General features: G+C 65.4%; 20 protein-coding genes and 1 riboswitch. Of the genes, 6 read left to right on the forward strand and 14 right to left on the reverse strand.

The features are described from left to right. Position 1: 1 nt before the first annotated feature. The 8 genes from AWB66_RS18940 to AWB66_RS18975 all read right to left on the reverse strand — a co-directional run bounded on the left by AWB66_RS18940 (position 2) and on the right by AWB66_RS18975 (position 8,627). A complete protein-coding gene (locus AWB66_RS18940; protein WP_087631716.1) occupies positions 2-922 on the reverse strand; it encodes an ABC transporter permease subunit in 921 nt (306 codons plus the stop codon). A gap of 245 nt (positions 923-1,167) precedes the next feature. Beyond that, a complete protein-coding gene (locus AWB66_RS18945) occupies positions 1,168-2,178 on the reverse strand; it encodes an ABC transporter permease subunit (RefSeq protein ID WP_087631717.1) in 1,011 nt (336 codons plus the stop codon). 113 nt (positions 2,179-2,291) lie between these two features. Beyond that, positions 2,292-3,923, reverse strand: a complete 1,632-nt coding sequence (locus AWB66_RS18950; protein ID WP_087631718.1) for an ABC transporter substrate-binding protein — start codon at positions 3,921-3,923, stop codon at positions 2,292-2,294. Positions 3,924-4,460: 537 nt separating this feature from the next. Next, positions 4,461-5,300 (reverse strand): methylenetetrahydrofolate reductase [NAD(P)H], encoded by an 840-nt coding sequence (gene metF, locus AWB66_RS18955; RefSeq protein ID WP_087631719.1) that lies wholly within the window; start codon positions 5,298-5,300, stop codon positions 4,461-4,463. A gap of 32 nt (positions 5,301-5,332) precedes the next feature. Continuing rightward, on the reverse strand, positions 5,333-5,686 hold the full coding sequence (locus AWB66_RS18960; protein ID WP_087631720.1) for a phage holin family protein: 354 nt from the start codon (positions 5,684-5,686) through the stop codon (positions 5,333-5,335). A gap of 101 nt (positions 5,687-5,787) precedes the next feature. After that, positions 5,788-7,209: an adenosylhomocysteinase gene (gene ahcY, locus AWB66_RS18965; RefSeq protein WP_087631721.1), complete on the reverse strand. Its 1,422-nt coding sequence runs from the start codon at positions 7,207-7,209 to the stop codon at positions 5,788-5,790. 30 nt (positions 7,210-7,239) lie between these two features. After that, positions 7,240-7,366: riboswitch (S-adenosyl-L-homocysteine riboswitch) on the reverse strand. A 46-nt stretch (positions 7,367-7,412) separates the two neighbouring features. Then, on the reverse strand, positions 7,413-8,135 hold the full coding sequence (locus AWB66_RS18970) for an LrgB family protein (RefSeq protein WP_087631722.1): 723 nt from the start codon (positions 8,133-8,135) through the stop codon (positions 7,413-7,415). Positions 8,136-8,168: 33 nt separating this feature from the next. Further along, positions 8,169-8,627 (reverse strand): CidA/LrgA family protein, encoded by a 459-nt coding sequence (locus AWB66_RS18975; RefSeq protein WP_087631723.1) that lies wholly within the window; start codon positions 8,625-8,627, stop codon positions 8,169-8,171. A 121-nt stretch (positions 8,628-8,748) separates the two neighbouring features. Here AWB66_RS18975 and AWB66_RS18980 point away from each other — a divergent pair, with 121 nt between their 5' ends. Continuing rightward, on the forward strand, positions 8,749-9,696 hold the full coding sequence (locus tag AWB66_RS18980) for a LysR family transcriptional regulator (RefSeq protein WP_087631724.1): 948 nt from the start codon (positions 8,749-8,751) through the stop codon (positions 9,694-9,696). A gap of 80 nt (positions 9,697-9,776) precedes the next feature. On the opposite strand, the gene AWB66_RS18985 is transcribed toward AWB66_RS18980, so the two are convergent. Then, the gene (locus AWB66_RS18985) at positions 9,777-11,477 is read right to left on the reverse strand and encodes an OmpA family protein (protein ID WP_087631829.1); all 1,701 of its coding nucleotides are present in this window, start codon (positions 11,475-11,477) and stop codon (positions 9,777-9,779) included. Between the two features lie 482 nt (positions 11,478-11,959). Between AWB66_RS18985 and AWB66_RS18990 the strand changes: the two genes are divergently transcribed. Further along, positions 11,960-13,666, forward strand: a complete 1,707-nt coding sequence (locus AWB66_RS18990; RefSeq protein WP_087631725.1) for an isovaleryl-CoA dehydrogenase — start codon at positions 11,960-11,962, stop codon at positions 13,664-13,666. A 17-nt stretch (positions 13,667-13,683) separates the two neighbouring features. On the opposite strand, the gene AWB66_RS18995 is transcribed toward AWB66_RS18990, so the two are convergent. From AWB66_RS18995 to fliE, 5 genes are all read right to left on the reverse strand, one after another. After that, positions 13,684-14,034, reverse strand: a complete 351-nt coding sequence (locus AWB66_RS18995; RefSeq protein WP_407642295.1) for an EscU/YscU/HrcU family type III secretion system export apparatus switch protein — start codon at positions 14,032-14,034, stop codon at positions 13,684-13,686. Continuing rightward, on the reverse strand, positions 14,031-15,389 hold the full coding sequence (gene fliK / locus AWB66_RS19000; RefSeq protein ID WP_087631726.1) for a flagellar hook-length control protein FliK: 1,359 nt from the start codon (positions 15,387-15,389) through the stop codon (positions 14,031-14,033). The genes AWB66_RS18995 and fliK overlap by 4 nt, the downstream gene beginning before the upstream one ends. 75 nt (positions 15,390-15,464) lie before the next feature. After that, a complete protein-coding gene (locus AWB66_RS19005) occupies positions 15,465-15,794 on the reverse strand; it encodes a flagellar protein FliT (RefSeq protein ID WP_087631727.1) in 330 nt (109 codons plus the stop codon). 2 nt (positions 15,795-15,796) lie between these two features. Beyond that, positions 15,797-16,231, reverse strand: coding sequence for a flagellar export chaperone FliS (gene fliS / locus AWB66_RS19010; protein WP_087631728.1), 435 nt, complete (start codon positions 16,229-16,231; stop codon positions 15,797-15,799). Positions 16,232-16,485: 254 nt separating this feature from the next. Next, on the reverse strand, positions 16,486-16,845 hold the full coding sequence (fliE, locus tag AWB66_RS19015; protein WP_087631729.1) for a flagellar hook-basal body complex protein FliE: 360 nt from the start codon (positions 16,843-16,845) through the stop codon (positions 16,486-16,488). A 323-nt stretch (positions 16,846-17,168) separates the two neighbouring features. On the opposite strand from fliE, the gene fliF reads away from it, so the two are divergent. Genes fliF through fliI form a run of 4 tightly spaced genes read left to right on the forward strand, consistent with a single transcriptional unit; the run spans position 17,169 to position 22,173 of the window. Beyond that, on the forward strand, positions 17,169-18,947 hold the full coding sequence (gene fliF, locus AWB66_RS19020) for a flagellar basal-body MS-ring/collar protein FliF (protein ID WP_087631730.1): 1,779 nt from the start codon (positions 17,169-17,171) through the stop codon (positions 18,945-18,947). Beyond that, a complete protein-coding gene (gene fliG / locus AWB66_RS19025) occupies positions 18,937-19,932 on the forward strand; it encodes a flagellar motor switch protein FliG (protein ID WP_087631731.1) in 996 nt (331 codons plus the stop codon). Before fliF ends, fliG begins: the two co-directional genes overlap by 11 nt. Further along, on the forward strand, positions 19,919-20,605 hold the full coding sequence (gene fliH / locus AWB66_RS19030; RefSeq protein ID WP_407642296.1) for a flagellar assembly protein FliH: 687 nt from the start codon (positions 19,919-19,921) through the stop codon (positions 20,603-20,605). The genes fliG and fliH overlap by 14 nt, the downstream gene beginning before the upstream one ends. Beyond that, entirely contained in the window at positions 20,599-22,173 is a 1,575-nt protein-coding gene (gene fliI / locus AWB66_RS19035) for a flagellar protein export ATPase FliI (protein WP_327354866.1), read from the forward strand. Before fliH ends, fliI begins: the two co-directional genes overlap by 7 nt. Positions 22,174-22,187: the final 14 nt, after the last annotated feature.

Raw genomic sequence — 22,187 nt, forward strand, 5'->3', positions numbered from 1 at the left:
GTCATGCCATCCGTTTCAGTTTCGGATCGAGCGCGTCGCGCAGCCCGTCGCCGAGAAGGTTGATGACGAGCACCGAGATCAGGATCGACAGACCCGGCATGGTGACGATCCACCACGCGCTTTCGATGTAGTCGCGCGCCGAGGCGAGCATCGCGCCCCATTCCGCCGCCGGCGGCTGCACGCCCAAACCGAGAAAGCCCAGCGCGGCGGCATCGAGGATCGCGGAGGAAAAGCCGAGCGTCGCCTGCACGATCAGCGGCGCGGCGCAGTTCGGCAGCACTTGCGAGAACATCAGCCGCACGGTGCCCGCGCCCGCGACGCGCGAAGCCGTCACGTATTCCCTCTGCAGTTCGCCGAGCGCCGAGGCGCGCGTGAGACGCACGTAACCCGGCAGCGCGACGATCGCGATCGCGAGCATCGTGTTGACGAGCCCCGGCCCGATGATCGCGACGACCGCTACCGCCAGCAGCAGCGAGGGCAGCGCGAGCAACACGTCCATCACGCGCATGATCGGCGTGTCGAGCCAGTGGAAGAAGGCGGCGCAGAGGCCGAGCACGACGCCCGGAATCAGCGCGAGCACGACCGACACGAAGCCGATCCAGAACGACAGCCGCGCGCCGTACATCAGGCGCGAGAGGATGTCGCGGCCGGCTTCGTCGGTGCCGAGCAGGAACTGGCGGTTGCCGCCTTCGAGCCACGCGGGCGGGATTTTCACGAAGTCGCGATATTGCTCGATCGGGCTGTGCGGTGCGATCAGCGGCGCGAAGATCGCGATGAAGATCAGCACGAGCACGATCACGCCAGACACGACGGCGCCGCGATTGCGCGAGAAGTTCGCCCAGAACTCGCGGCCCGCGACGAGCCGACCGCTCGGCGGCGGCGTGACGGCTTGTGGGGGGAGATTGTTTTGGATGTCGGCCATCATGCCTCCTGCCGAGCCGCCTCAAGGGAGGCATGCGCCCCCTCGGGGGGCAGCGAACGAATGTGAGCGTGGGGGTGCATCATGCCTCCTGCCGAGCCGCCTCAAAGGAGGCATGCGCCCCCTTGGGGGGCAGCGAACGAATGTGAGCGTGGGGGTGCATCATGCCTCCTGCCGAGCCGCCTCAAAGGAGGCATGCGCCCCCTCGGGGGGCAGCGAACGAATGTGAGCGTGGGGGTGCATATTCATTACCTCGTGTGGCGAATGCGCGGATTCAACACGCCGTAGAGCAGATCGACGACGAGATTCACCAGAATCACGAGCGTCGCGATCATCAATATGCCGCCCTGCACGACCGGATAGTCGCGCCGGGAGATCGCGTCGATCAGCCACTTGCCGACGCCCGGCCACGAGAACAGCGTTTCGGTCAGCACCGCGCCCGCGAGCAGCGTGCCGACCTGCAGGCCGATCACGGTGACGACGGGAATCAGCGCATTACGCAGCGCATGCACGACCACGATCCGCGCGGGCGCGAGACCCTTCGCGCGCGCGGTGCGGATATAGTCCTCGCGCAGCACTTCGAGCATCGACGAGCGCGTCATCCGCGCCACCACCGCGAGCGGAATTGTGCCGAGCACGATGGTCGGCAAGATCAGGTGGCTCACGGCCGACTTGAACGCGCCTTCGTCGGTGGAAAAGAGCGCGTCCCACAGCATGAAGCCCGTGACGTGCGGAATGTCGTATTCGACCGCGATGCGGCCCGACACCGGCGTCCAGCCGAGCTTCGCGGAAAAGAACATGATGAGGATCAAGCCCCACCAGAAGATCGGCATCGAATAGCCGGTGAGCGCGGTGCCCATGACGCCGTGATCGACGACAGTGCCGCGTCTCAACGCCGCAATCACGCCCGCCGGCAGGCCGACCACGAGCGCGAAGATCATCGCGCAGATCGACAGCTCGACGGTCGCGGGAAAGCGCGCCATGAATTCGCCCATCACGCTCGTGTTCGTGATGATCGACATGCCGAGGTCGCCCTTCAGCGCATGTCCGACGTAGTGGAGATATTGAAGCGGCAGCGGCTGGTCGAGCCCGAGCCGTTTCATGGCTTCGGCGTGCGCGGCCGGGTCCACGCCGCGCTCGCCCATCATCACTTCGATGGGATCGCCCGGGATCAGGTGGATGAGTGCGAACGCGAGGATCGTGATGCCGATGAACGTCGGAATCACCATGCCTATGCGCCGCAAAACGAATCGGAACATGGTCGTCTCTTTGGGGGAGGAAAAATGCGAACGGCGACGCGGGCTCGTGACCCTTGTCGCCGGACCTTTTCGACTAGTTATGAGTTAGTGCAAAAAGCGTACCGCTTGCCAGCTTACTGCATGCCGACGCCGTCGAAACGGACGTAGCCGAGCGGCTCGATCTTCATGCCCGTCACCTTCTTGCTGACCGGCTGATAGACCGTCGAGTGCGCGATCGGCGAGAACGGCAGTTGCTGGCCGAAGATCTGCTGCGCGTCGGTGTACGCCTTCGTGCGCTGCGCGATGTCGTTGGTCACGCGGCCCTTCGCGACGAGATCGTCGAACGGCTTGTAGCACCACTTCGAGAAGTTGCTGCCCTTCACGGCGTCGCAGCCGAGCAGCGTGCCGAGCCAGTTGTCGGGATCGCCGTTGTCGCCCGTCCAGCCAATCAGCATCGCGTCGTGTTCGCCCGCGTGCGCGCGCTTCAGGTACTCGCCCCATTCATACGAGACGATGTTCGCCTTCACGCCGATCTTCGCCCAGTCCGCCTGGATCATCTCCGCCATCAGACGCGCGTTCGGGTTGTACGCGCGCTGAACCGGCATCGCCCACAGCGTGATCTCGAAGCCGTTCGGGAAGCCCGCCTTCGTCAGCAGTTCCTTCGCCTTCGCGGTGTCGTACGGTTGCGCCTTCAGGTTCTTGTCGAACGACCATTGCGTCGGCGGCATCGGCGCGGTGGCCGCCTGGCCCGCGCCCTGATACACCGATTCGATGATCGCCTTCTTGTTGATCGCCATGTCGAGCGCGCGGCGCACGTCGGTGTTGCCGAGGTTCTTCTTCGTCACGTTGTACGCGACGTAGCCTTCGTTGAAGCCCGGCTGCGACGGCGTATCGAGATTCGATGCGGCCTTCAGCGGCCCGATGTCGCCCGGACGCGGATAGCTCATCACCTGGCACTCGTTGTTCTTCATCTTCTGCACGCGCACGGCGGCGTCCGGCGTGATCGAGAAGATCAGCTTCGACACCTTCACTTCGCTCGGCTTCCAGTAGTCGGGATTGCCGTCGAAGCGGATCGTCGCGTCCTTCGTGTAGCTGCGGAAGATGAACGGGCCCGTGCCGACCGGATACTGGTTGATGTCGGCGGCCTTGCCGTCCTTCAGCAGCTTGTCGGTGTATTCGGCCGAGAGGATCGACGCGTATTCCATCGCCAGATTCTGGATGAACGGCGCGTTGACTTCCTTCAGCGTGAACTTGACCGTGTACGGATCGACCTTTTCGACCTTCGTGATGAGCTTGTCGAGGCCCATGTCGGTGAAGTACGGGAACTGCACCGCGTACGCCTTGCGGAACGGCTGGTTCGGATCGAGCATGCGGTTGAACGTGAAGAGCACGTCATCCGCGTTGAATTCGCGCGTCGGCTTGAAGAAGGACGTCGTCTGGAACTTCACGCCGTGGCGCAGATGGAACGTGTAGGTCAGTCCGTCCGGCGAGATGTCCCACTTCTCCGCGAGACCGGGCTCGACTTTCGTGCCGCCGCGCTCGAATTCGACGAGGCGGTTATACACGGTGAACGTGTTCGCGGTGAAATCGACGCCCGTCGTGTATTGAGCGGGATCGAAACCGGCCGGGCTGCCTTCCGAGCAATAGACGAGCGTCTTGTTCGGGATGGCGGCGTGGGCGGCGGTCGCTGCAAAGAGCGACGCCGTGACGGCGGCGCCGACGAGCATCGACACGCGAGCGGCTCGCAACAGGCCATTTTTTTTCATGTTTCCTCCAGGTTCGGTGCTGGTGTTCCAGCGTGACGCGATATTACTGAGCTTTACCGGCCCGAACAAGGCAGCGGATTTCGCGTGAAATCCGCAGGGGCTCGTTCTGGCGCGGCGAAGTACGGCTTTATGTGCGATGTGCGAAACATACGCGATGAATGCAATCCGGGGCCGGGTCTTCCGCGCGCGGCGTTTTACCGCGGGAATCTGTAAGGAACGCTTTCTGATCGATGAAAATCAAGCGCTGCGGGTGCGGATCGGCGCGCGAAAAACGGGCTCGACGGCGAATTCGGGCGCTACCGTAGCACGAACAAATTCAGCGCGCGCAGTTGATTCTTCGAGGATTTTTTCACGTGGGCGCGATTCGATACGGTTAGGTTATCGACGATGCGTGGACGTGATAGGTCGGGGCGCGAAATATCGGTTGCCGCGCGCAAGGCGACGCGCTGAAACTGAAACGAGCGGGGCAATTGGAACCGAAACGAGAGGAAACGAAAACCGCGCGGCGAACGCCGCGCGGGCAAAACAGGTAATACGTCAAACACCCTTCAGATTCAACCGCTCGCAAATCGTCTTCGTCGCGGCCGCGCCGTTCAGCGTATAGAAATGCAGCCCGGGCGCGCCTGCATCGACGAGGCGGCGGCACAAATCCGTCACCACATCCAGCCCGAAATTGCGAATCGCCTCGCGGTCGTCGCCATAGCTTTCCAGCCGGCGCGCGATCCACTTCGGCACTTCCGCGCCGCACATCTCCGAAAAACGCACCAGTTGCGTGAAGTTCGTGATCGGCATGACGCCGGGCACGATCGGCACATCCACACCCAGCCTGCGCGCTTCGTCGACGAAACGGAAATACGCGTCGCCGTTATAGAAGTACTGCGTGATCGCCGAATTCGCGCCCGCCTGCACCTTGCGCACGAAGTTCTCCAGATCGCTCTTGGGCGTTCGCGCCTGCGGGTGATATTCCGGATACGCGGCCACTTCGATGTTGAACCAGTCGCCATGTTCCGCGCGGATGAAGCTCACCAGCTCCGACGCGTAGCGCAGCTCGCCGACTTCGCCCATGCCCGAAGGCAGGTCGCCGCGCAGCGCGACGATATGGCGAATGCCGTTTTCGCGGTACTGACCGAGGATCGCCCTCAAGCTCTCCTTAGACGACCCGATGCACGACAGATGCGGCGCCGCTTCCAGGCCTTCCTGCTTCATTTCGAGCACGGTATCGAGCGTGCCTTGCTGCGTCGAGCCGCCCGCGCCGAACGTCACGGAGACGAACTTCGGCTTAAGCAGCGCGAGTTGCGCGCGCGAGGCGCGCAGTTTGTCGACGCCTTCTTGCGTTTTCGGCGGGAAGAATTCGAATGAAAGTTCGATCGGTTTCATGATGGTCAATGTACGGGCGACATAACGTCACGTCACCCGAAGTTGCGCTGCCCGAAGATCAGCGCCGACAGCAGCCACGACACGATGCTGTAGAGAATCGAACCGAAGAACGCCGACCAGAATCCCGACACCTCGAAGCCCTTCAGCAGCGACGCGCACAGCCAGAAGCAGAGCGCGTTCACGACGAGGATGAAAAGCCCGAGCGTGAGCACGGTCACTGGCAGCGTCAGCAGGATCAGCACCGGGCGCAATACCGCGTTGATGAGACCCAGCACGATCGCGACGATCAGCGCCGTGCCGAAGTTGCGAATGTGGATCGACGGCACGAGATAGGTGATGATCAAAAGCGCGAGCGCATTGATCAGCCAGGTCAACAGCACGGTCATCGATGATTCTCCGGTGAAATTGTCTACGGCATTCGTGAATACGGGCGAAGGCTGGCCGCCCTCGCCCGTCGTTCGACTACGTCGGCGCTACCGTGAACCGCTTAGTAACGATAGTGGTTCGGCTTGAACGGACCGTTCTTGTCGACGCCGATATAGCCGGCCTGTTCGTCCGACAGCACGGTCAGGTCCACCCCGATGCGTCCCAGATGCAGACGCGCGACCTTTTCGTCGAGATGCTTCGGCAGCACATAGACCTTGTTCTCGTACGTGTTGCCGCGCGTGAACAGTTCGATCTGCGCGAGCGTCTGGTTCGTGAACGAATTCGACATCACGAACGACGGGTGGCCGGTCGCGCAGCCGAGGTTCACGAGACGCCCTTCCGCCAGCAGGATGATGCGCTTGCCGTCCGGGAAGATGATGTGATCGACTTGCGGCTTGATGTTGTCCCACGTGTACTGGCGCGTCGACGCGACGTCGATTTCCGAATCGAAGTGGCCGATGTTGCAGACGATCGCGTTGTTGCGCATCGCCTTCATGTGGTCGTGGCCGATCACGTGGTAGTTGCCGGTCGCGGTCACGAAGATGTCGGCCTTGTCGGCGGCGTATTCCATCGTCACGACGCGGTAGCCTTCCATCGCCGCCTGCAGCGCGCAGATCGGATCGATTTCCGTGACCCACACGGTCGCGCCCAGGCCGCGCAGCGATTGCGCGCAGCCCTTGCCTACGTCGCCGTAGCCCGCGACGACCGCGATCTTGCCCGCGATCATCACGTCGGTGGCGCGCTTGATGCCATCGACGAGCGACTCGCGGCAGCCGTAGAGATTATCGAACTTCGACTTCGTGACCGAATCGTTGACGTTGATCGCCGGGAACGGCAGGCGGCCTTCCTTCTCCATCTGGTACAGGCGATGCACGCCCGTCGTGGTTTCTTCCGTCACGCCCTGGATGTGCTTCAGGCGCGTGGAATACCACGTCGGATCGGCGTCGAGGTGCGAAGCGATCGACTTGTACAACGCGACTTCTTCCTCGTTCGTCGGCTTGCCGATGACCGAGCGGTCCTTCTCGGCCTTCGAGCCCAGGATCAGGAGGAGCGTGGCGTCGCCGCCGTCGTCCAGGATCATGTTCGCGAATTCGCCGTTCGGCCATTCGAAGATGCGGTGCGAGAACTCCCAGTATTCGTCGAGCGATTCGCCCTTGAACGCGAACACCGGCGTGCCGCCCGCGGCAATGGCGGCCGCGGCGTGATCCTGCGTCGAGAAGATGTTGCACGACGCCCAGCGCACGTCGGCGCCGAGCGCCGTCAGCGTTTCGATCAGCACGCCCGTCTGGATCGTCATGTGCAGCGAACCGGCGACGCGCGCGCCCTTCAGCGGCTGCTGCGTCTTGTACTCTTCGCGCGTCTGGATGAGACCGGGCATTTCCGTCTCGGCGATGTCGAGTTCCTTGCGGCCCCAGGCGGCAAGCGACATGTCGGCGACGACGTAATCGGTGAAATTCTTGGAATCGATGACTGCGGCGTTCATCACGCCCTCCTTTCTAATAAGCTAGAAATGTTGACGTGAGCGCCGTTCGATGCGGCCGGTCAATGAGCGTTTGTCACGCCTTCGAACCGTCCGGATTGAATGCTCCGAGCCTGGCGGCTTCGCTGATGCTGAAACCGTCGCAACGCTCCTCGGAAGCGAATGGCGATTGTAGCAAAAATGTGCGGGGAGTTTGAGCGCGGGAATCAGAAGGGCAAGACAGAAAGCAGCGGCGCGATCAGCACCATCACGACACCCGCGATCATCATCGTCAGGCTCGCGACGACGCCTTCCTCGCTGCCGAGCTCGCGCGCCTTCGCGGTGCCGACGCCGTGCGCCGCCGCGCCGAACAGCGCGCCGCGCGCGAGCCGCGTGCGCAGCGGCACGAGCGCGAGCACGATCTCGCCGAAGAGCATGCCGCAGACGCCCGTCGCGATGACGAACAGCGCGGTGAGGTCCCTGGGCGCGTGAATCTTGTCGGAGACGGCGAGCGCGAACGGCGTGGATACCGAGCGCGTCGCGAGACTGCGCTGCAATTCCGGCGACAAATGCAGCAGCTTCGCCAGCACGAGCGACCCGCCGACCGCGACCAGAATCCCGACCGTCACGCCGACCGACAGCGAAATCCAGTGCCGCTTCAGCAGATGCCGGTATTCGTAGATCGGCACGGCGAACGCAACCGTCGCCGGGCCGAGCAGCCACATCAGCCAGCGCGTGTCGGCGAAATAGACCGGATACGGAATCCGCGCGAACACCACGATCAGCGCGAGAACGACGGGAACGGCCAGCATCGGCGTGAGCCACGGACTGCGAAAGCGCGCGTAGAGCCGCTTCGAGCCGAAATAGAGCGCGATCGTCAGCACGAAACAGCCCGCCGCGATGAGACGCGCGGCGTCGTCGGCGAAGAGGGAGTCGTAGAAGTGGGTCATCGGCTGGCCGGTTTCGGTGCGTTTATTCGAACTTCACGCCCGCGCCGCGTGGCGCGCAATCACCGCGCGGCGCACGGCGAGACGCCGTTCGAAGCGCGCAGCGCGATCAACGGCGAATGCCACCGCGATCATCACCATCAGCGTCCCGCCGACCACCACGAGCGCGAGGCGCCAGCCGTCTTCCATGAAGAGGCCGCCGTACTGCACGGCCGCCACTGCGGCGGGGATGAAAAACAGCAGCATGTCGGCGAGCAGCCAGTCGGCGCCGGCTTTCACCCAGCGCGGCGCGACGCCGCCGCAAAAGAGCAGCGCGAGCAGCGCCAGCAAGCCGACGACGCCGCCCGGCACCGGCAGCGCCAGCTTGCGCGCGACGATATCGGCGACGAACCAGATGGCCGCGAGCGCCGCGCTCTGTAGCGCGATCCGCATGAAACGGCCGATCGCGCCCTGCGAGCCGATGGCGTTCGATAAGACAGCGATAAGAAAGGACATGGTGGGCCTCGATGCGTCGGACTAGGGTTAACCTGTAGACCAAGTATAGGGCGCCCTTAAACATAATAAAAATGACTTAAACTTATCTGGAACATTCCATTTCGGAATCGCGGAGAGTCGAATGGAGTTGCGTGCGCTGAGGTATTTCGTCGAAGTCGTGAAGCAGAAGAGCTTCACCGTCGCGGCGGAGCAAATGTTCGTCACGCAGCCGACCATCAGCAAGATGGTGAAGGCGCTCGAAGACGAAATCGGCTCGCCGCTTCTGTTGCGCGAAGGGCGCCAGATGGTGCTGACCGACGCCGGCCAGATCGTCTATCAGCGCGGGCTCGACGTGCTGGCCGCGCACGCGCTGCTCGAAGCCGAGCTCAACGATCTCGGCACGTTCGGGCGCGGCACGCTGACGATCGGCATCCCGCCGATGGGCGGCTCGCTCTTCACGCCCGCGATCGCGGCATTCAAGCAGCGCTATCCGAAGGTGGAACTGAAGCTGTTCGAGCGCGGATCGAAGGCGATCGAGGCCGCGCTCCTCGACGGCGAACTGGAACTCGGCGGTGTGCTGCAACCCGTCGACCTCGCGATGTTCGACGTCCTGCCGGTCAGCCGTCAGCTTCTGTGGCTCGTCGCGCAGAAAGGCTCGCGCTGGGATCAGGAAGCGGAAGTCGCGCTCGCGGACCTCGCGAGCGAGCCGTTCGTATTCTATGGCGAGAGCCTCGCGCTCTCCGACGTCGTGCTGAACGCGTGCCGCGAAGCAGGCTTTTCGCCGACGATCGTCGGACGCAGCGGTCATTGGGACTTCATGGCGGCGCTGGTACAGGCCGGAGTCGGTATCGCGCTGTTGCCGGCGCCCTACTGCCGCCGCCTCGACGCCGATACGTTCACCTGCCGCCCGGTCGTCGAGCCGGAGATCCGCTGGGACATGGCCGTCGGCTGGCGGCGCAACGGATATCTGTCGCATGCGGCGCGCGCGTGGCTCGACGTCGCGCGGCAGACGTTGCCCTCGAATTTGGGTCAGGATTTCCTGTCGGCGGAACGCTTTCCGTCGCGCGATCCGAACGCCGGGCCGCGCTGAACGAAAAAACGCCGCCCGTTCGATGAAGCGGACGGCGTTTTCAGTCACGAGCGAAGCGACGCATCGCCCGCCAGGGTCAATTATTCCTGACCCTTGAACTCGATGCGGCGGTTCGCAAAGCGGCCGCTTGCCGTCGAATTATCCGCGACCGGGTTGGCATCGCCGTAGCCTTGCGGCGTCAGCGAATCGGCCGGAACGCCGTGCTTCACGAGGAACGCGCGCACCGCTTCCGCACGCTTCTTCGAGAGCGCCAGATTCGTTTCAGCACGGCCGACGTTGTCCGAATAGCCGCCGATTTCCATCTTCACGGTCTTGCCGGCCGTCGTGCAGGTCTTCAGCAATTCGGCCGACTTCGCGAGCGCCAGTTGCGCGTCTTGCGGCGGAACGTCCGAGCCGGTCGCGAAGTTGATCACCTGCAGGTTCAGCACCTTCGCGACATCCGTTGCCGCGCAGTCATCCGACTTGAATGCGCTGAACGCGTTCATGAACGAATCCTTCGCGCTCGCCACGGCTTGCTTCACGTCGAACGTGCCGATCGTGAAACCCGCGCCGAAGAGGTTCTTCAGCTTGTCGAGCCAGCCGAGCTTTGCGTCCGCTGCCGTGCCGCTCAGTTCGATCTTCTCGCCCGTGAGCTTCACTTCCGCGCCCGGCAACGCCATCAGCGGCAGCAGGCCATTGAGCTTGTCGAGCCAGGAAGCCGGCTTCGTCTCCGGATCGACCGTCACGTTCGCCGTGAACTTGCCTTCGCCGAACTTCGCCGTCAGCGCGTCGAGCAAGGTCTTCTTCTCGGCTTCGCTGCCAACCGTTGCGTTGAGCGTGGGCACGCCGGCCTTGTCGACGGAGAACGTCAGCAGCGCGTCCTTGGTCGGCACGACGGCCGGTTGCGAAGCGACTTCCGAAGCGGGCGCCGCGGCCATTGCTGCGGGAGCGGCCGATGCCGCCGATGCCTCAGGAGCCGCCGATGCCGCTACCGCCGAAGCTGCGTCCGACGCTGCGGCAGGTTCCGCTGCCGGCTGCTGCTTCTCGCCGACACAACCGCGGCCGAGCAACAGCGCGAGGAGCGCGAGCGCGGCCAGCACTGCGAGCCACCACCACTTCTTCTTGCTTGCCTTCTCCTGCACGACGATCTTGTCGACCGAGCTGTTCACGGCCGATACGCGTGCGTTCTGCGCCGACGGATGCTCCAGATGCGACGACACCGCCTTCATCTGCGCGCCGACGCCGGAGAGGAAACTGCCTGCGCTTCCAAGACCGAGCGCGCTCGTGATCGAGTCGTTCAGGGCCGGCTTCACGAACGGAAGCTGATGGCCGAGCAGCGTGGGCAACGCGCCCGCAGCGCCGTTGTGCTGCGTGAAGTAGTGCTTGAGGACGCCGAGCAGGATCGTGCCGACCACGCCCGTCAGCGCGTGCGTCGCGCTGGCGGCCACGCCGGTCTGCGTCGCGACCGAGCCGGCCAGCGCTTCGAGACGCTCGGCCGGCGCGACTGCGCCCACGAGACGCGTGCCCATGCCGAGCAGCTTCTGCAGGCCGTCGCCTTGCACGAGCGACGGCAATTGCTCGATGATGTTCGCGTTCGTGTCCGGCGACATGACCGCGGCGAACAGCCCGCGCGCGCCTTCCGGCGACGCCGCCTTGTTCATCAGCGAGCCGACGAGCGCCGGTGCCACCAGGCCGACCACACGCTTTGCAGACTCGGGCGCCACGCCGATACGCGTAGCGAGCTGCTGCAACACGCTTTCGGTCAAAGCGCCTTGTACCAATTGGATAATGTTAATGCTCATGAAATGCTTCCCTCGAAATGCGTGATTGCACAGCAGCCCCATTTGGGCGCGCTGATTATAGGATCGGCATTCCTTAGTTCAGGTTGTCTAAATAAAAAATCGGATTTACCTCAACGCGGCATTCGCGCGGGCCGCGCCTTGTGGCGACAGGGCTTCGCGCACGCGCGTCGCATGGTTTTCGAAAGGTTTTTCGGCGAATCTTTCCTCTAGGCATCGAACGAATGCGCCGCCTATGATTCTTAAATTCGAGATGAATGGTCGGGCGCATTAAAGGCGATTCGATCACGGCGAGGCGTGGATCTTTTCCGGCGCCGTGACATTGCCGCATGGTCGCGCGGCGCGGCGCGCAGAGGCCGCAACCCCCACGCATGGGGCCGACAGCGCCAACTCCGGCCGACCGCAAACATCTTGCATGGGAGCGGAGTAAGCGCATGGGGGCCGGAGTAAGCGCTAACTCCGGCCGACACAGGAGACCGACGACGATGAGCACGCCATCACGACCGCCGCGCTTCGGCGAGACGCACGATGTCTTCAATCAGAGTCCGCCGCTCGTCGGCTACGACATGTTCTCGGCCGATCCAGCGCTCGTCGCCGCGCTCGCGCGCGAAGGCGCGGGCTGGCATGCCGAGACGCTCTCGCGTCACGGCCGCGCGCTGACACAGCCCGACGTGCTCGCGCTCGCCGATCTCGCCAACCGCCATTCGCCCGAACTGCACACGCACGACGCGCGCGGCGAGCGCATCGACGTCATCGAGTTTCATCCCGCGTGGCACGAACTGCTCGCGCTGCTGCGGCGCGAAGGGCTCCACGCGCTGCCGTTCGAGGACGCGTATCGGGAAAAAGCAGGCGCGATGGCCGCGCGTTGTGCCGGCTATTTCCTGCACGGTCAGCTGGAATCGGGCTCGCTGTGTCCGCCGACGATGACCTTCGCCAGCATCCCCGTGCTGCAAAAGGAACCGGCGCTCTATGCGACGCTGCGCGATGCGTTGCTCTCGCGTGAGCACGATCCGCGTGACATTCCGCTGTCCGAAGGCAAGCGCTCGATGCTGGTCGGCATGGGCATGACCGAAAAACAGGGCGGCTCGGACGTGCGCAGCAACCGAACCCGCGCCCACGCGGCGGGCACGCCCGGGCGCGGCGGCGAATACCGGCTGCTCGGGCACAAGTGGTTCTTTTCCGCGCCGCAATCCGACGCCCATCTGGTGCTCGCGCGCGCAAGCGAAAGCGACGCGCTCTCGTGCTTCTTCGTGCCGCGCTTCGCGCCCGACGGCAGCCGCAACACGGTCGAAGTCCAGCGCCTGAAGGACAAGCTCGGCAACCGGTCGAACGCGAGCAGCGAGGTGGAGTTTCTCGACGCGTACGGCGTGATGATCGGCGAAGAAGGGCGCGGTGTGCCGACGATCATCGAGATGGCGAACTACACGCGGCTCGACTGCGTGATCGGGAGCGCGGCACTCATGCGCGCCGCGCTCGTCCAGGCGATCCACCACGCGCGGCATCGCAGCGCGTTCGGCGCGAAACTCGTCGACCAGCCGCTGATGCGCAACGTGCTCGCCGACCTGGCGCTCGAATCCGAAGCCGCCACGCTGCTCTTCATGCGGCTCGCGGGCGCGTTCGAGACGAGCGCCGCGGCCGGCGGCACGCCGGAGGAGCGCGCGTGGCGCCGGCTCATCACGCCCGCCGCGAAGTTCTGGGTCTGCAAGCGTGCGCTCGAATTCACCGGCGAGGCGATGGAAGTGTGGGGCGGCAACGGCTACGTCGAGACCGGGCCGATGGCGCGCTTCTATCGCGAGGCGCCGGTCAATTCGATCTGGGAAGGTTCCGGCAACGTGATGTGCCTCGACGTGCTGCGGGCGTTCGAGCGCGAGTCCGAGGCGGCGCACGCGATGTTCGCGTCGTGGCAGGAGACCGCGCGCGCGCATCCGGCGCTGACTCCGGCGCTTGACGCACTCGTGCGCGCACTCACCGACGATCCGGCGACGCGTGAGGCATCGGCGCGGCGGATCGCGCAGCAACTGGTTTTGACGGCGCAGGCGGTGCTGCTCGCGCGGCATGCGCCGGAAGCGGTGGCCGATGCGTTCATCGAGACGCGGCTCGGCGAGGCCTGCGGACAAACGGGCCGTGTCTACGGCACGCTGCCCGGGCGGTTCGATCACGCGTCGCTGGTCGCGCGGGCGTTCGCGGCGTAGGCGCGCGACGCGTCTCGTCAGCGCGGCAAGCGGGGAGCTTTCGTCGTGGACAAATGGCTAGGGGAAGGCGCGGATTCGCCCGACGCGTCGCCGTTTTCCAGCCGATACAGCCACGCCAGCAATTCCGCCACGGCCTGATACAGCGTGGGCGGAATGCGCGCGTCCAAATCGACCTGCATCAGCAGCGACACCATCTCCGGCGCTTCGTGCACATACAGCCCCGCTTCCTTCGCGCGCTGCACGATCATCTCCGCGACGATCCCGTAGCCCTTCGCGACGACGCGTGGCGCCGCATCGCGATTGGAATTGTCGTAGGCGAGCGCGGTCGCCTGCTTGCGCACGTCGGACGGGTAGTTCGGCGCGCTCACGATCCCGTCCCCCTTGAAGAGCCCGGTGCCCGGAACAGATGCTCGAACGGCGACGGCACTGGCTTGTGCGCACCCGCAGCACTCGCCAGCGCCCCGCCGTCGAGGCTCTCGCCCGCGCCGCCCACCGCGCGAATCGACAGTCCCGCCAACCCGATGCCCGCCGCCGCGAGTTGCTCGCGAAACGCCTCGCCATCGGCGGCAAGGCGCGCCGCGCCATGCGCGCCCGCGTTGATCCGCGCGACGAGTTTGTCGCCCGTCAGCACGAGATCGGCGTCGACGGTGCCGAGCGTCGGCAGCGACAATGTGACGCGCGTGCGCCACGGGCGTTCGGCGGACGCGCCGGTGTCGGGCGCGCGTGCGTCGCGTTCCTGCGGCGCGATTTCCCATTCGAAACGCGCGCCCGGCCACGCTTCGCCGGACCAGCGAAACTGATTGGTCGCGAGCAGGTCGAGCTGCTGGCGCACGAGCGGAATCGTCGACGGATGGATTCCCGCCATCAGCGCCGCCTGCACGGCCGAGTCCTTCGGCGCCGGCGCGCTCGCCGCGCTTCCCGCCGCCGATCCCGCCGGAGAAAACACCGAAGCGGGCGCATCGCGCAATGAATGCGCGAGCGCCGCCGCCTGCTCCGCGTTGCGCGGCGGCACGAACGCGTGCGGCGTCCCCTGCAGGTCCGGCAGGTCGGCCGCGCCGGCGAAACGCTGCGACCCGCGCGGGTCGTCGAGCCAGACATCGGCGTCGGCGGGCTGATCGGGAATGTCCAGAGGAAGGGCCATCGCGCGCGGATCGACGCGCGCTTGCGGCTCGCTCGCGAGCGAAGCCGCCGGGCGCTGGCCCGCGAGCCAGTCGACGAGATGGGATTCGTAGAAAAGACCGCTTTCGCCGACCGTCTTCGAGAGCGCCGCCGCGAGCGCGCTGGCGGGCAGCGGCGGCGCCGGCTGGCTCGCGGCGCGGGCAGCGGCGGCGTTCGCGACTGCGCCGAGGGTGGACGGCGAGGAAAACGCGTGATCGAAGAGGCCGCCGCTGAGCGCCGCGAAAGCGCTCGCGGCGCGCGGCGCGGTCGGCCAGAGGGGCGTGGTGCCGGTGAGCGCCGGCGTGGCGCCGCCGCCGAAGCGGGAAATGGCGTCGAGCGTGCGCGCGACGGTGCTGAGCGCCGTCTGCGCCGACGCCCCGCCCGCTCCCGACGCGCCATTCTGCGCGCCGCCCGTGCCTGGCTGCGCCTCGACGAGCAGTTCGGACGTGCCGGTCTGGGTCGTCGTCTGGCCGGTAGTGGCGCCCGGCGACGGACGGATCGCGGACAAGAGCAACTCGGCCCGGCTGGCGAGGAGCGTCGAAATCGCGTTGTCCAGTCCCGTCATGCCGGTTTCCTTGTCGACCGGAGCAGGCACCCTGTGCCCGCTCCGGTCCATGCAACAGGGCTGCGCCCGACTTGTCTAGCGCAGTCCGATGATCTTCTTGAGCACGCGCGCCGGACTGTTCGTCGTGAACAGCGCCGACAGGCGTGCGAGCGACGGCGAGGTCAGATCGCGGATGGCGGCGTCGTCGGCGAGAATCCGCTTCACCAGATCGAGCTTGCGCGCCTTCGCGCTTTCGTCGAGTTCGGAGCCGCTGTCCACTTCCTTCAGGCGATCGACGAGCTGGCGGTACGCCACCTGCATCGACTTCAGCTCGCCCCATTCGCCGCTGCGCGCGGCGACGAGCATCTGGCCGGAAAGTGCCGCAATGGCCTCGTAATGCTCGAAATATTCTTCAGTTGTCTTCATTCTTAGATGGCATGCGCCGCCGCATTCGCCGCGGCCGCCTGAGCCACTTCCGGTCCGATTCCTATCCACGCTTCCTCGAGCGTCGCGAGAAGGCCGTCGACCTCCACCAGCAACCGCTCGTCCTGACGCAAGTTCGCCTCCAGAAGCCGGTGCGTCATATATGTATACAGCGCGTCCAGCCGCTCGGCGATCTCGCCGCCCGCCTCCTTGTTCAACGCCTGCTGCAAACCGGTCTCGACGATGCTGATCGCCTTGCCGATCGCGATGCCCCGCGCCTCGACATTGCCCTGCTGCAGATGCATCCGCGCCTGCGCGACCGCCTGACGTGCGCCCTGATAGAGCATCACGATCAGCCGGTGCGGGCTTGCGCCGGTCACTCCTGTCTGAAGGCCGACGCGCGCGTAGGCGCTCGCTCCAGCGTGTCCTGGGGAATACATCTGTGGTTCTCCTTATGCGTCCGATACGCCTCACCGCGACCCTCGCGCGCGTCGCACGAACGAACGTGCTTTGCGAGACGCCGGCCGGGGCGTTCCCGGTGTGAATCGATGCCGCCGACGCCCGGCTGCGCGCGTCGTCTGCGCGGCCTTTGCATCGTGCTGTTATCGGGGTTATCGGAGAAACGCGCAAAAGCTTTAGGCCACAAGGCGAACCTGCTCCCGGCGCGAGGCGCCGCGAGTCCCCGGGCGAACGGTCAGACCGAGATCTGCATGATGTCGTTGTAGGCGGAAACGAGCTTGTTGCGGACCTGCAGCCCGAATTGCAGTCCGACGTTCGCCTTCTGCATGTCCACCATCACGTCGTTGAGCGAGACGTTCGGTGCGCCGACTTCGAACGCGTGCGCCTGGCCGAGCGCCTTGGTCTGGTTGTCGCTGATTTTTTCGATCGACGACTTGAGCGCGTCGGCGAAACCGCCCGCGCTGACCGCGCTCGACGACGATGTGCCCGTCACGCTGCCCGTGGCGACCGTCGCGCCGGTACCACCGGTCGCCTGTGCGGCCATGGAATGCAGTGCGGCGAGCGCGGAACCCAGCGGGTTGATGGAAGAATTCATGTTTGCTCCGAATGACAGGGGAACCGGACGCGGCATATCGAGGGTGAAGCAGGACTTCGAACCGGGGCTGTCCCAGGCCGCAGACGGGAATGCGCAACCTCACTGCTTCCTGTCTGGGCGGTTCGTCGATACGGTACGACCGATTGCAAAAAAGAATAGCAGTGGTGCGTTTTCCAAAGCGGTGAAAGAAGGGGTAAAACCCGGCTCTGTTTGCCGAATCGACTTGCTTCCGTGTGCGGATAATCCTGTCGTGAAAGTCTCCAATGGGCGCGTGATTCAAGGCGCGACCGGGACGACGCCAAGATTCGGAGAGCATCGACGCAATGGAAACGCCCAACAATTCCCTCATTACGCCCGACGCCAGAATGGGCCTGGCCGGTGCCCAGCCCGGCACGCTCGGGAACGTCTCGCCCGCCGCGAGCCTCGGCGGCGGCGCCGATTTCGGCGGTCTCGCGCAGCGCATGCCGATGCTGTCGCAGTTCCGCTCGAATCCGCGCATGCCGCTGATCGTCGCGGTCGCCTTGCTGGCGGCCGTGGTGGCCGCCCTCGTGCTGTGGTCGCGCCAGCCGGACTACCGCGTGCTGTTCTCCAATCTGTCGGACCGCGACGGCGGCGCCATCGTCGCCGCGCTCCAGCAGGGCAACATTCCGTATCGTCTGTCCGACGGCGGCGGCGCGATCCTCGTGCCGTCCGAGCAGGTTCACGAAACGCGCCTGCGGCTCGCCAGCCAGGGCCTGCCGAAGAACGGCTCGGTCGGCTTCGAATTGATGGACAACCAGAAGTTCGGCATCAGCCAATTCGCCGAGCAGGTGAACTACCAGCGCGCGCTGGAAGGCGAACTCGAAAAGACGATAGGCTCGATTTCGTCGGTGAAGACGGCGCGCGTGCATCTCGCGATTCCGAAACCGACCGTCTTCGTGCGCGAGAAGGAACTGCCGACCGCGTCCGTCATGGTGAATCTGTATCCGGGCCGCGTGCTCGACGAAGGCCAGGTGCTGGCGATCGCGCACATGGTTTCCTCCGGCGTGCCGGACATGCCGGTAAAAAACGTCAACATCGTCGATCAGGACGGCAACCTGCTCACGCAGCAGAGCGCCGTCAACGGTCTCGACGCCTCGCAGCTCAAATACGTCCAGCAGATCGAGCACAACACGCAAAAGCGCATCGACGCGATCCTCGCGCCGCTCTTCGGATCGGGCAACGCGCGTTCGCAGGTAAGCGCCGACGTCGATTTCTCGAAGCTCGAACAGACCGCCGAGAGCTACGGCCCGAACGCCAACTCGCAGGCGACGGCGATCCGCAGCCAGCAATCGAGCGAATCGAGCGAAAGTTCGGGCGCGGGCGCCTCGGGCGTGCCGGGCGCGCTGTCGAACCAGCCGCCGCAGCCGGCGTCCGCGCCGATCGTGGCGCCGGCGCCCGACGCGACGGGCGCGGCCGTGAAAACCACGCCGACCAACCTGCGCAAGGACACGACCACCAACTACGAAGTCGACCGCACGGTGCGCCACTTCGAGCAGGCGACGGGCGGCATCAAGCGGCTGTCGGTGGCGGTGGTCGTGAACTACCAGAAGCAGGTCGACGCGAAGGGCAACGTCACGATGACGCCGCTCGCCGCCGAGAAACTCGCGCAGGTCCAGCAACTCGTGAAGGACGCGATGGGCTACGACGAGAAGCGCGGCGACTCGGTGAACGTCGTGAACAGCACGTTCTCGGGCGACACCGACCTCACGCCGGACCTGCCGTGGTGGCGTACGCCGGACATGATCGCGCGCGGCATCCAGCTCGCGAAGTATCTCGGCATCGGCCTCGTGGCGCTGTTCCTCTACTTCAGCATGGTGAAGCCGGCGATGCGCCGCGCGTTCCCGCCGCCCGAGCCGCCCGCCGCGCTCTCGCCGTCCGACGAACTGTCGCTCCTCGACGGCCCGTCGATGCCTGACGCCAAGACGGCGGAAGAAGACAAGGATGCCGAGGTCAGTCTCCTCGGTCATGAAAGCAGCAAGGCCAAGTTCGAACGCAATCTCGACTACGCACGCATGGTGGCGCGCCAGGATCCGAGAATCGTTGCGACGGTCGTAAAGAATTGGGTGTCCGATGAACGCTGAAGGCCTGAATAAATCCGCCCTCCTCCTGATGTCGATCGGTGAGGAAGAAGCCGCCGAAGTCTTCAAGTACCTCGCTCCGCGCGAAGTGCAGAAGATCGGCGCGACGATGGCGGCGCTCAAGAACGTCACGCGCGAGCAGCTCGACAACGTGATGACCGAATTCGTCAGCGAAGCCGAGAAGCACACGGCGCTCTCGCTCGATTCGAACGAGTACATCCGCTCCGTGCTGACGAAGGCGCTCGGCGAAACCAAGGCCGGCGCGCTGATCGACCGCATCTTGCAGGGCAGCGACACGAGCGGCATCGAAGGTCTGAAGTGGATGGACTCGGCGGCCGTCGCGGAACTCATCAAGAATGAGCACCCGCAGATCATCGCGACGATCCTCGTGCACCTCGACCGCGACCAGGCGTCGGAAATCGTCTCGCTTTTGACGGAGCGCCTGCGCAACGACGTGCTGCTGCGCATCGCGACGCTCGACGGCATTCAGCCGGCGGCGCTGCGCGAACTCGACGACGTGCTGACCACGCTCCTCTCCGGTTCCGACAACCTGAAGCGCGCGCCGATGGGCGGGATCCGGACGGCGGCGGAAATCCTCAACTTCATGTCGAGCAATCACGAGGAAGGCGTGCTGGAAAACGTCAAGGAATACGACGCGGAACTGGCGCAGAAGATCGTCGACCAGATGTTCGTGTTCGAAAACCTGCTCGACCTCGAAGACCGCGCGATCCAGTTGCTGCTGAAGGAAGTGGAATCCGAGACGCTGATCGTCTCGCTGAAGGGTGCGCAGCCCGCGCTGCGCCAGAAGTTCCTGTCGAACATGTCCCAGCGCGCGGCCGAACTGCTCGCGGAAGACCTCGATTCGCGCGGTCCGGTGCGCGTGTCGGAAGTCGAGCAGCAACAGCGCAAGATCCTGCAGATCGTGCGCAATCTCGCCGAAACCGGCCAGATCCAGTTAGGCGGCAAGGCCGAGGATGCTTATGTCTGATACTGCTCGCGCGCAAAAGGCGCACAAGCCGCAGCTTTCGGCGTACCAGCGCTGGGAGATGGCGTCGTTCGACCCGGTGACAGTCGACAACAGCGCCGCCGAGCAGGCCGCGCTCGAAGCCCATTTGCGTCGCGTGCAGGAAGACGCACACGCGCAGGGACTCGCGCAGGGGCACGTCGCCGGGCAGGCGATGGGGTATCAGACCGGCTACGAGCAGGGTCTCGCGAAAGGTTTCGAGGACGGCCGCAAGGAGGCGCTCGCCGAAGCCGCGCGTCTCGCCGATCTCGCCGACGCGTTCAAGACCGCGCTTCAGGCCGCCGACGCGGTGGTCGCGGAATCGCTGACCGCGCTCGCGCTCGACATCGCGCAACAGGTCGTGCAGCAGCACATCGCGCTCGATCCGACGGCGCTTCTCGCCGTCGCCCGCGAAGTGATCGCCGCCGAACCGGCGCTCGCGGGCGCCCCGCATCTGACGGTGAATCCGGCGGATCTGCCGGTCGTCGAAGCGTATTTGCAGGAAGAACTTCAAGCTGCCGGCTGGAGCGTGCGCACCGATCCCGCGATCGAACGCGGCGGCTGCCGCGCGCAGGCCGCGACCGGCGAAATCGACGCGACCAACGTCACGCGCTGGGAGCGCGTCGCGGCGGCGCTCGGGAGGACCCAGCCGTGGTGAACTCGCATCAGCAGGCCCATCCGCATCCGATCGCGCCCGCGCGCCGCATCACGCAGGACGGCTTGAGCGAACTCGAACAGGAAATCGCGCGCGCGTCGTTCGGGCCGCTGCCGAACGACGGCGAAACCGTCGCGGCGAGCGTCGAGGAACGCGCGGCGCAAACCATCGTGCAACTGGCCGATCTGGCCGGCAATCCGCATCTCGACGGCTGGCGCGCGCAGCTCGACGCGCTCAAGGCAAGAAGCGGCATCGCCCGCCCGCTGCGTCCGTCCGGACGTCTCACGCGCGCGGCCGGCCTCGTGCTGGAAGCGGTCGGGCTGAAGCTCGGCGTCGGTTCCGAATGCATGATCGAGCTGCCTGCCGGCAGTTCGATTCCGATGGCCGAAGCCGAAGTGGTCGGCTTCTCGGGCGACAAGCTCTTCCTGATGCCGACGACCGAAGTCGCGGGCCTTTTGCCCGGCGCGCGCGTCTATCCGCTGGAAAGCGCGCCGATCAACGATCCGATGGCGGGCGCGAAGCGTCTGCCGGTCGGCTGGGAAATGCTCGGGCGCGTGGTCGACGCGTCGGGCCGTCCGCTCGACGGACTCGGGCCGCTCGGCGCGCGCGTCGATGCACCGCTCTCCGCGCCGACCATCAACCCGCTGAACCGCGAGCCGATCCACAAGGTGCTGGATGTGGGCGTGCGCGCGATCAACACGCTGCTGACCGTGGGACGCGGACAGCGCATGGGCCTGTTCGCGGGCTCGGGCGTCGGTAAATCGGTGCTGCTCGGCACGATGGCGCGCTACACGAGCGCCGAAGTGATCGTGATCGGCCTCATCGGCGAACGCGGCCGCGAAGTGAAGGAATTCATCGAGCAGATTCTGGGCGAGGACGGTCTCGCGCGTTCGGTCGTCGTGGCGGCGCCGGCGGACGTCTCGCCGATCCTGCGGATGCAGGGCGCGACCTACGCGACCTCGCTCGCCGAATATTTCCGCGATCAGGGCAAGCACGTCCTGCTGCTGATGGACTCGCTCACGCGTTACGCGATGGCGCAGCGCGAGATCGCGCTCGCGATCGGGGAACCGCCCGCGACCAAGGGTTATCCGCCGTCGGTGTTCGCCAAATTGCCGGCACTCGTCGAACGGACGGGGAACGGACCGGAAGGCGGCGGGTCCATCACTGCGTTCTATACCGTCCTGACGGAAGGCGACGATCAGCAGGACCCCATCGCCGATTCGGCGCGCGCCATTCTCGACGGCCATATCGTGCTGAACCGCACGCTTGCCGAAGCGGGGCACTATCCGGCCATCGACATCGAGCAGTCGATCAGCCGGGCCATGACCGCGCTGATCGACGACAAGCATCTCGAGCGCGTGCGCATGTTCAAGCAGATGCTCTCGCGCTATCAGCGCAATCGCGATCTGATCAACGTCGGTGCCTATTCGAGCGGCCGCGACGCGCTGCTCGACCGCGCGATCGCGCTCTATCCGCGCATGGAAGCGTTCCTGCAGCAGGGATTCCGCGAACAGGCGCCGTTCGAGCCGAGCCTCGCCCAGCTCGACCAGTTATTCGACCAAGGAAGCTGAGGAAACTGAAGCTC

The organism is Caballeronia telluris (assembly GCF_001544495.1).
Classification (GTDB): Bacteria; Pseudomonadota; Gammaproteobacteria; order Burkholderiales; family Burkholderiaceae; genus Caballeronia; species Caballeronia telluris.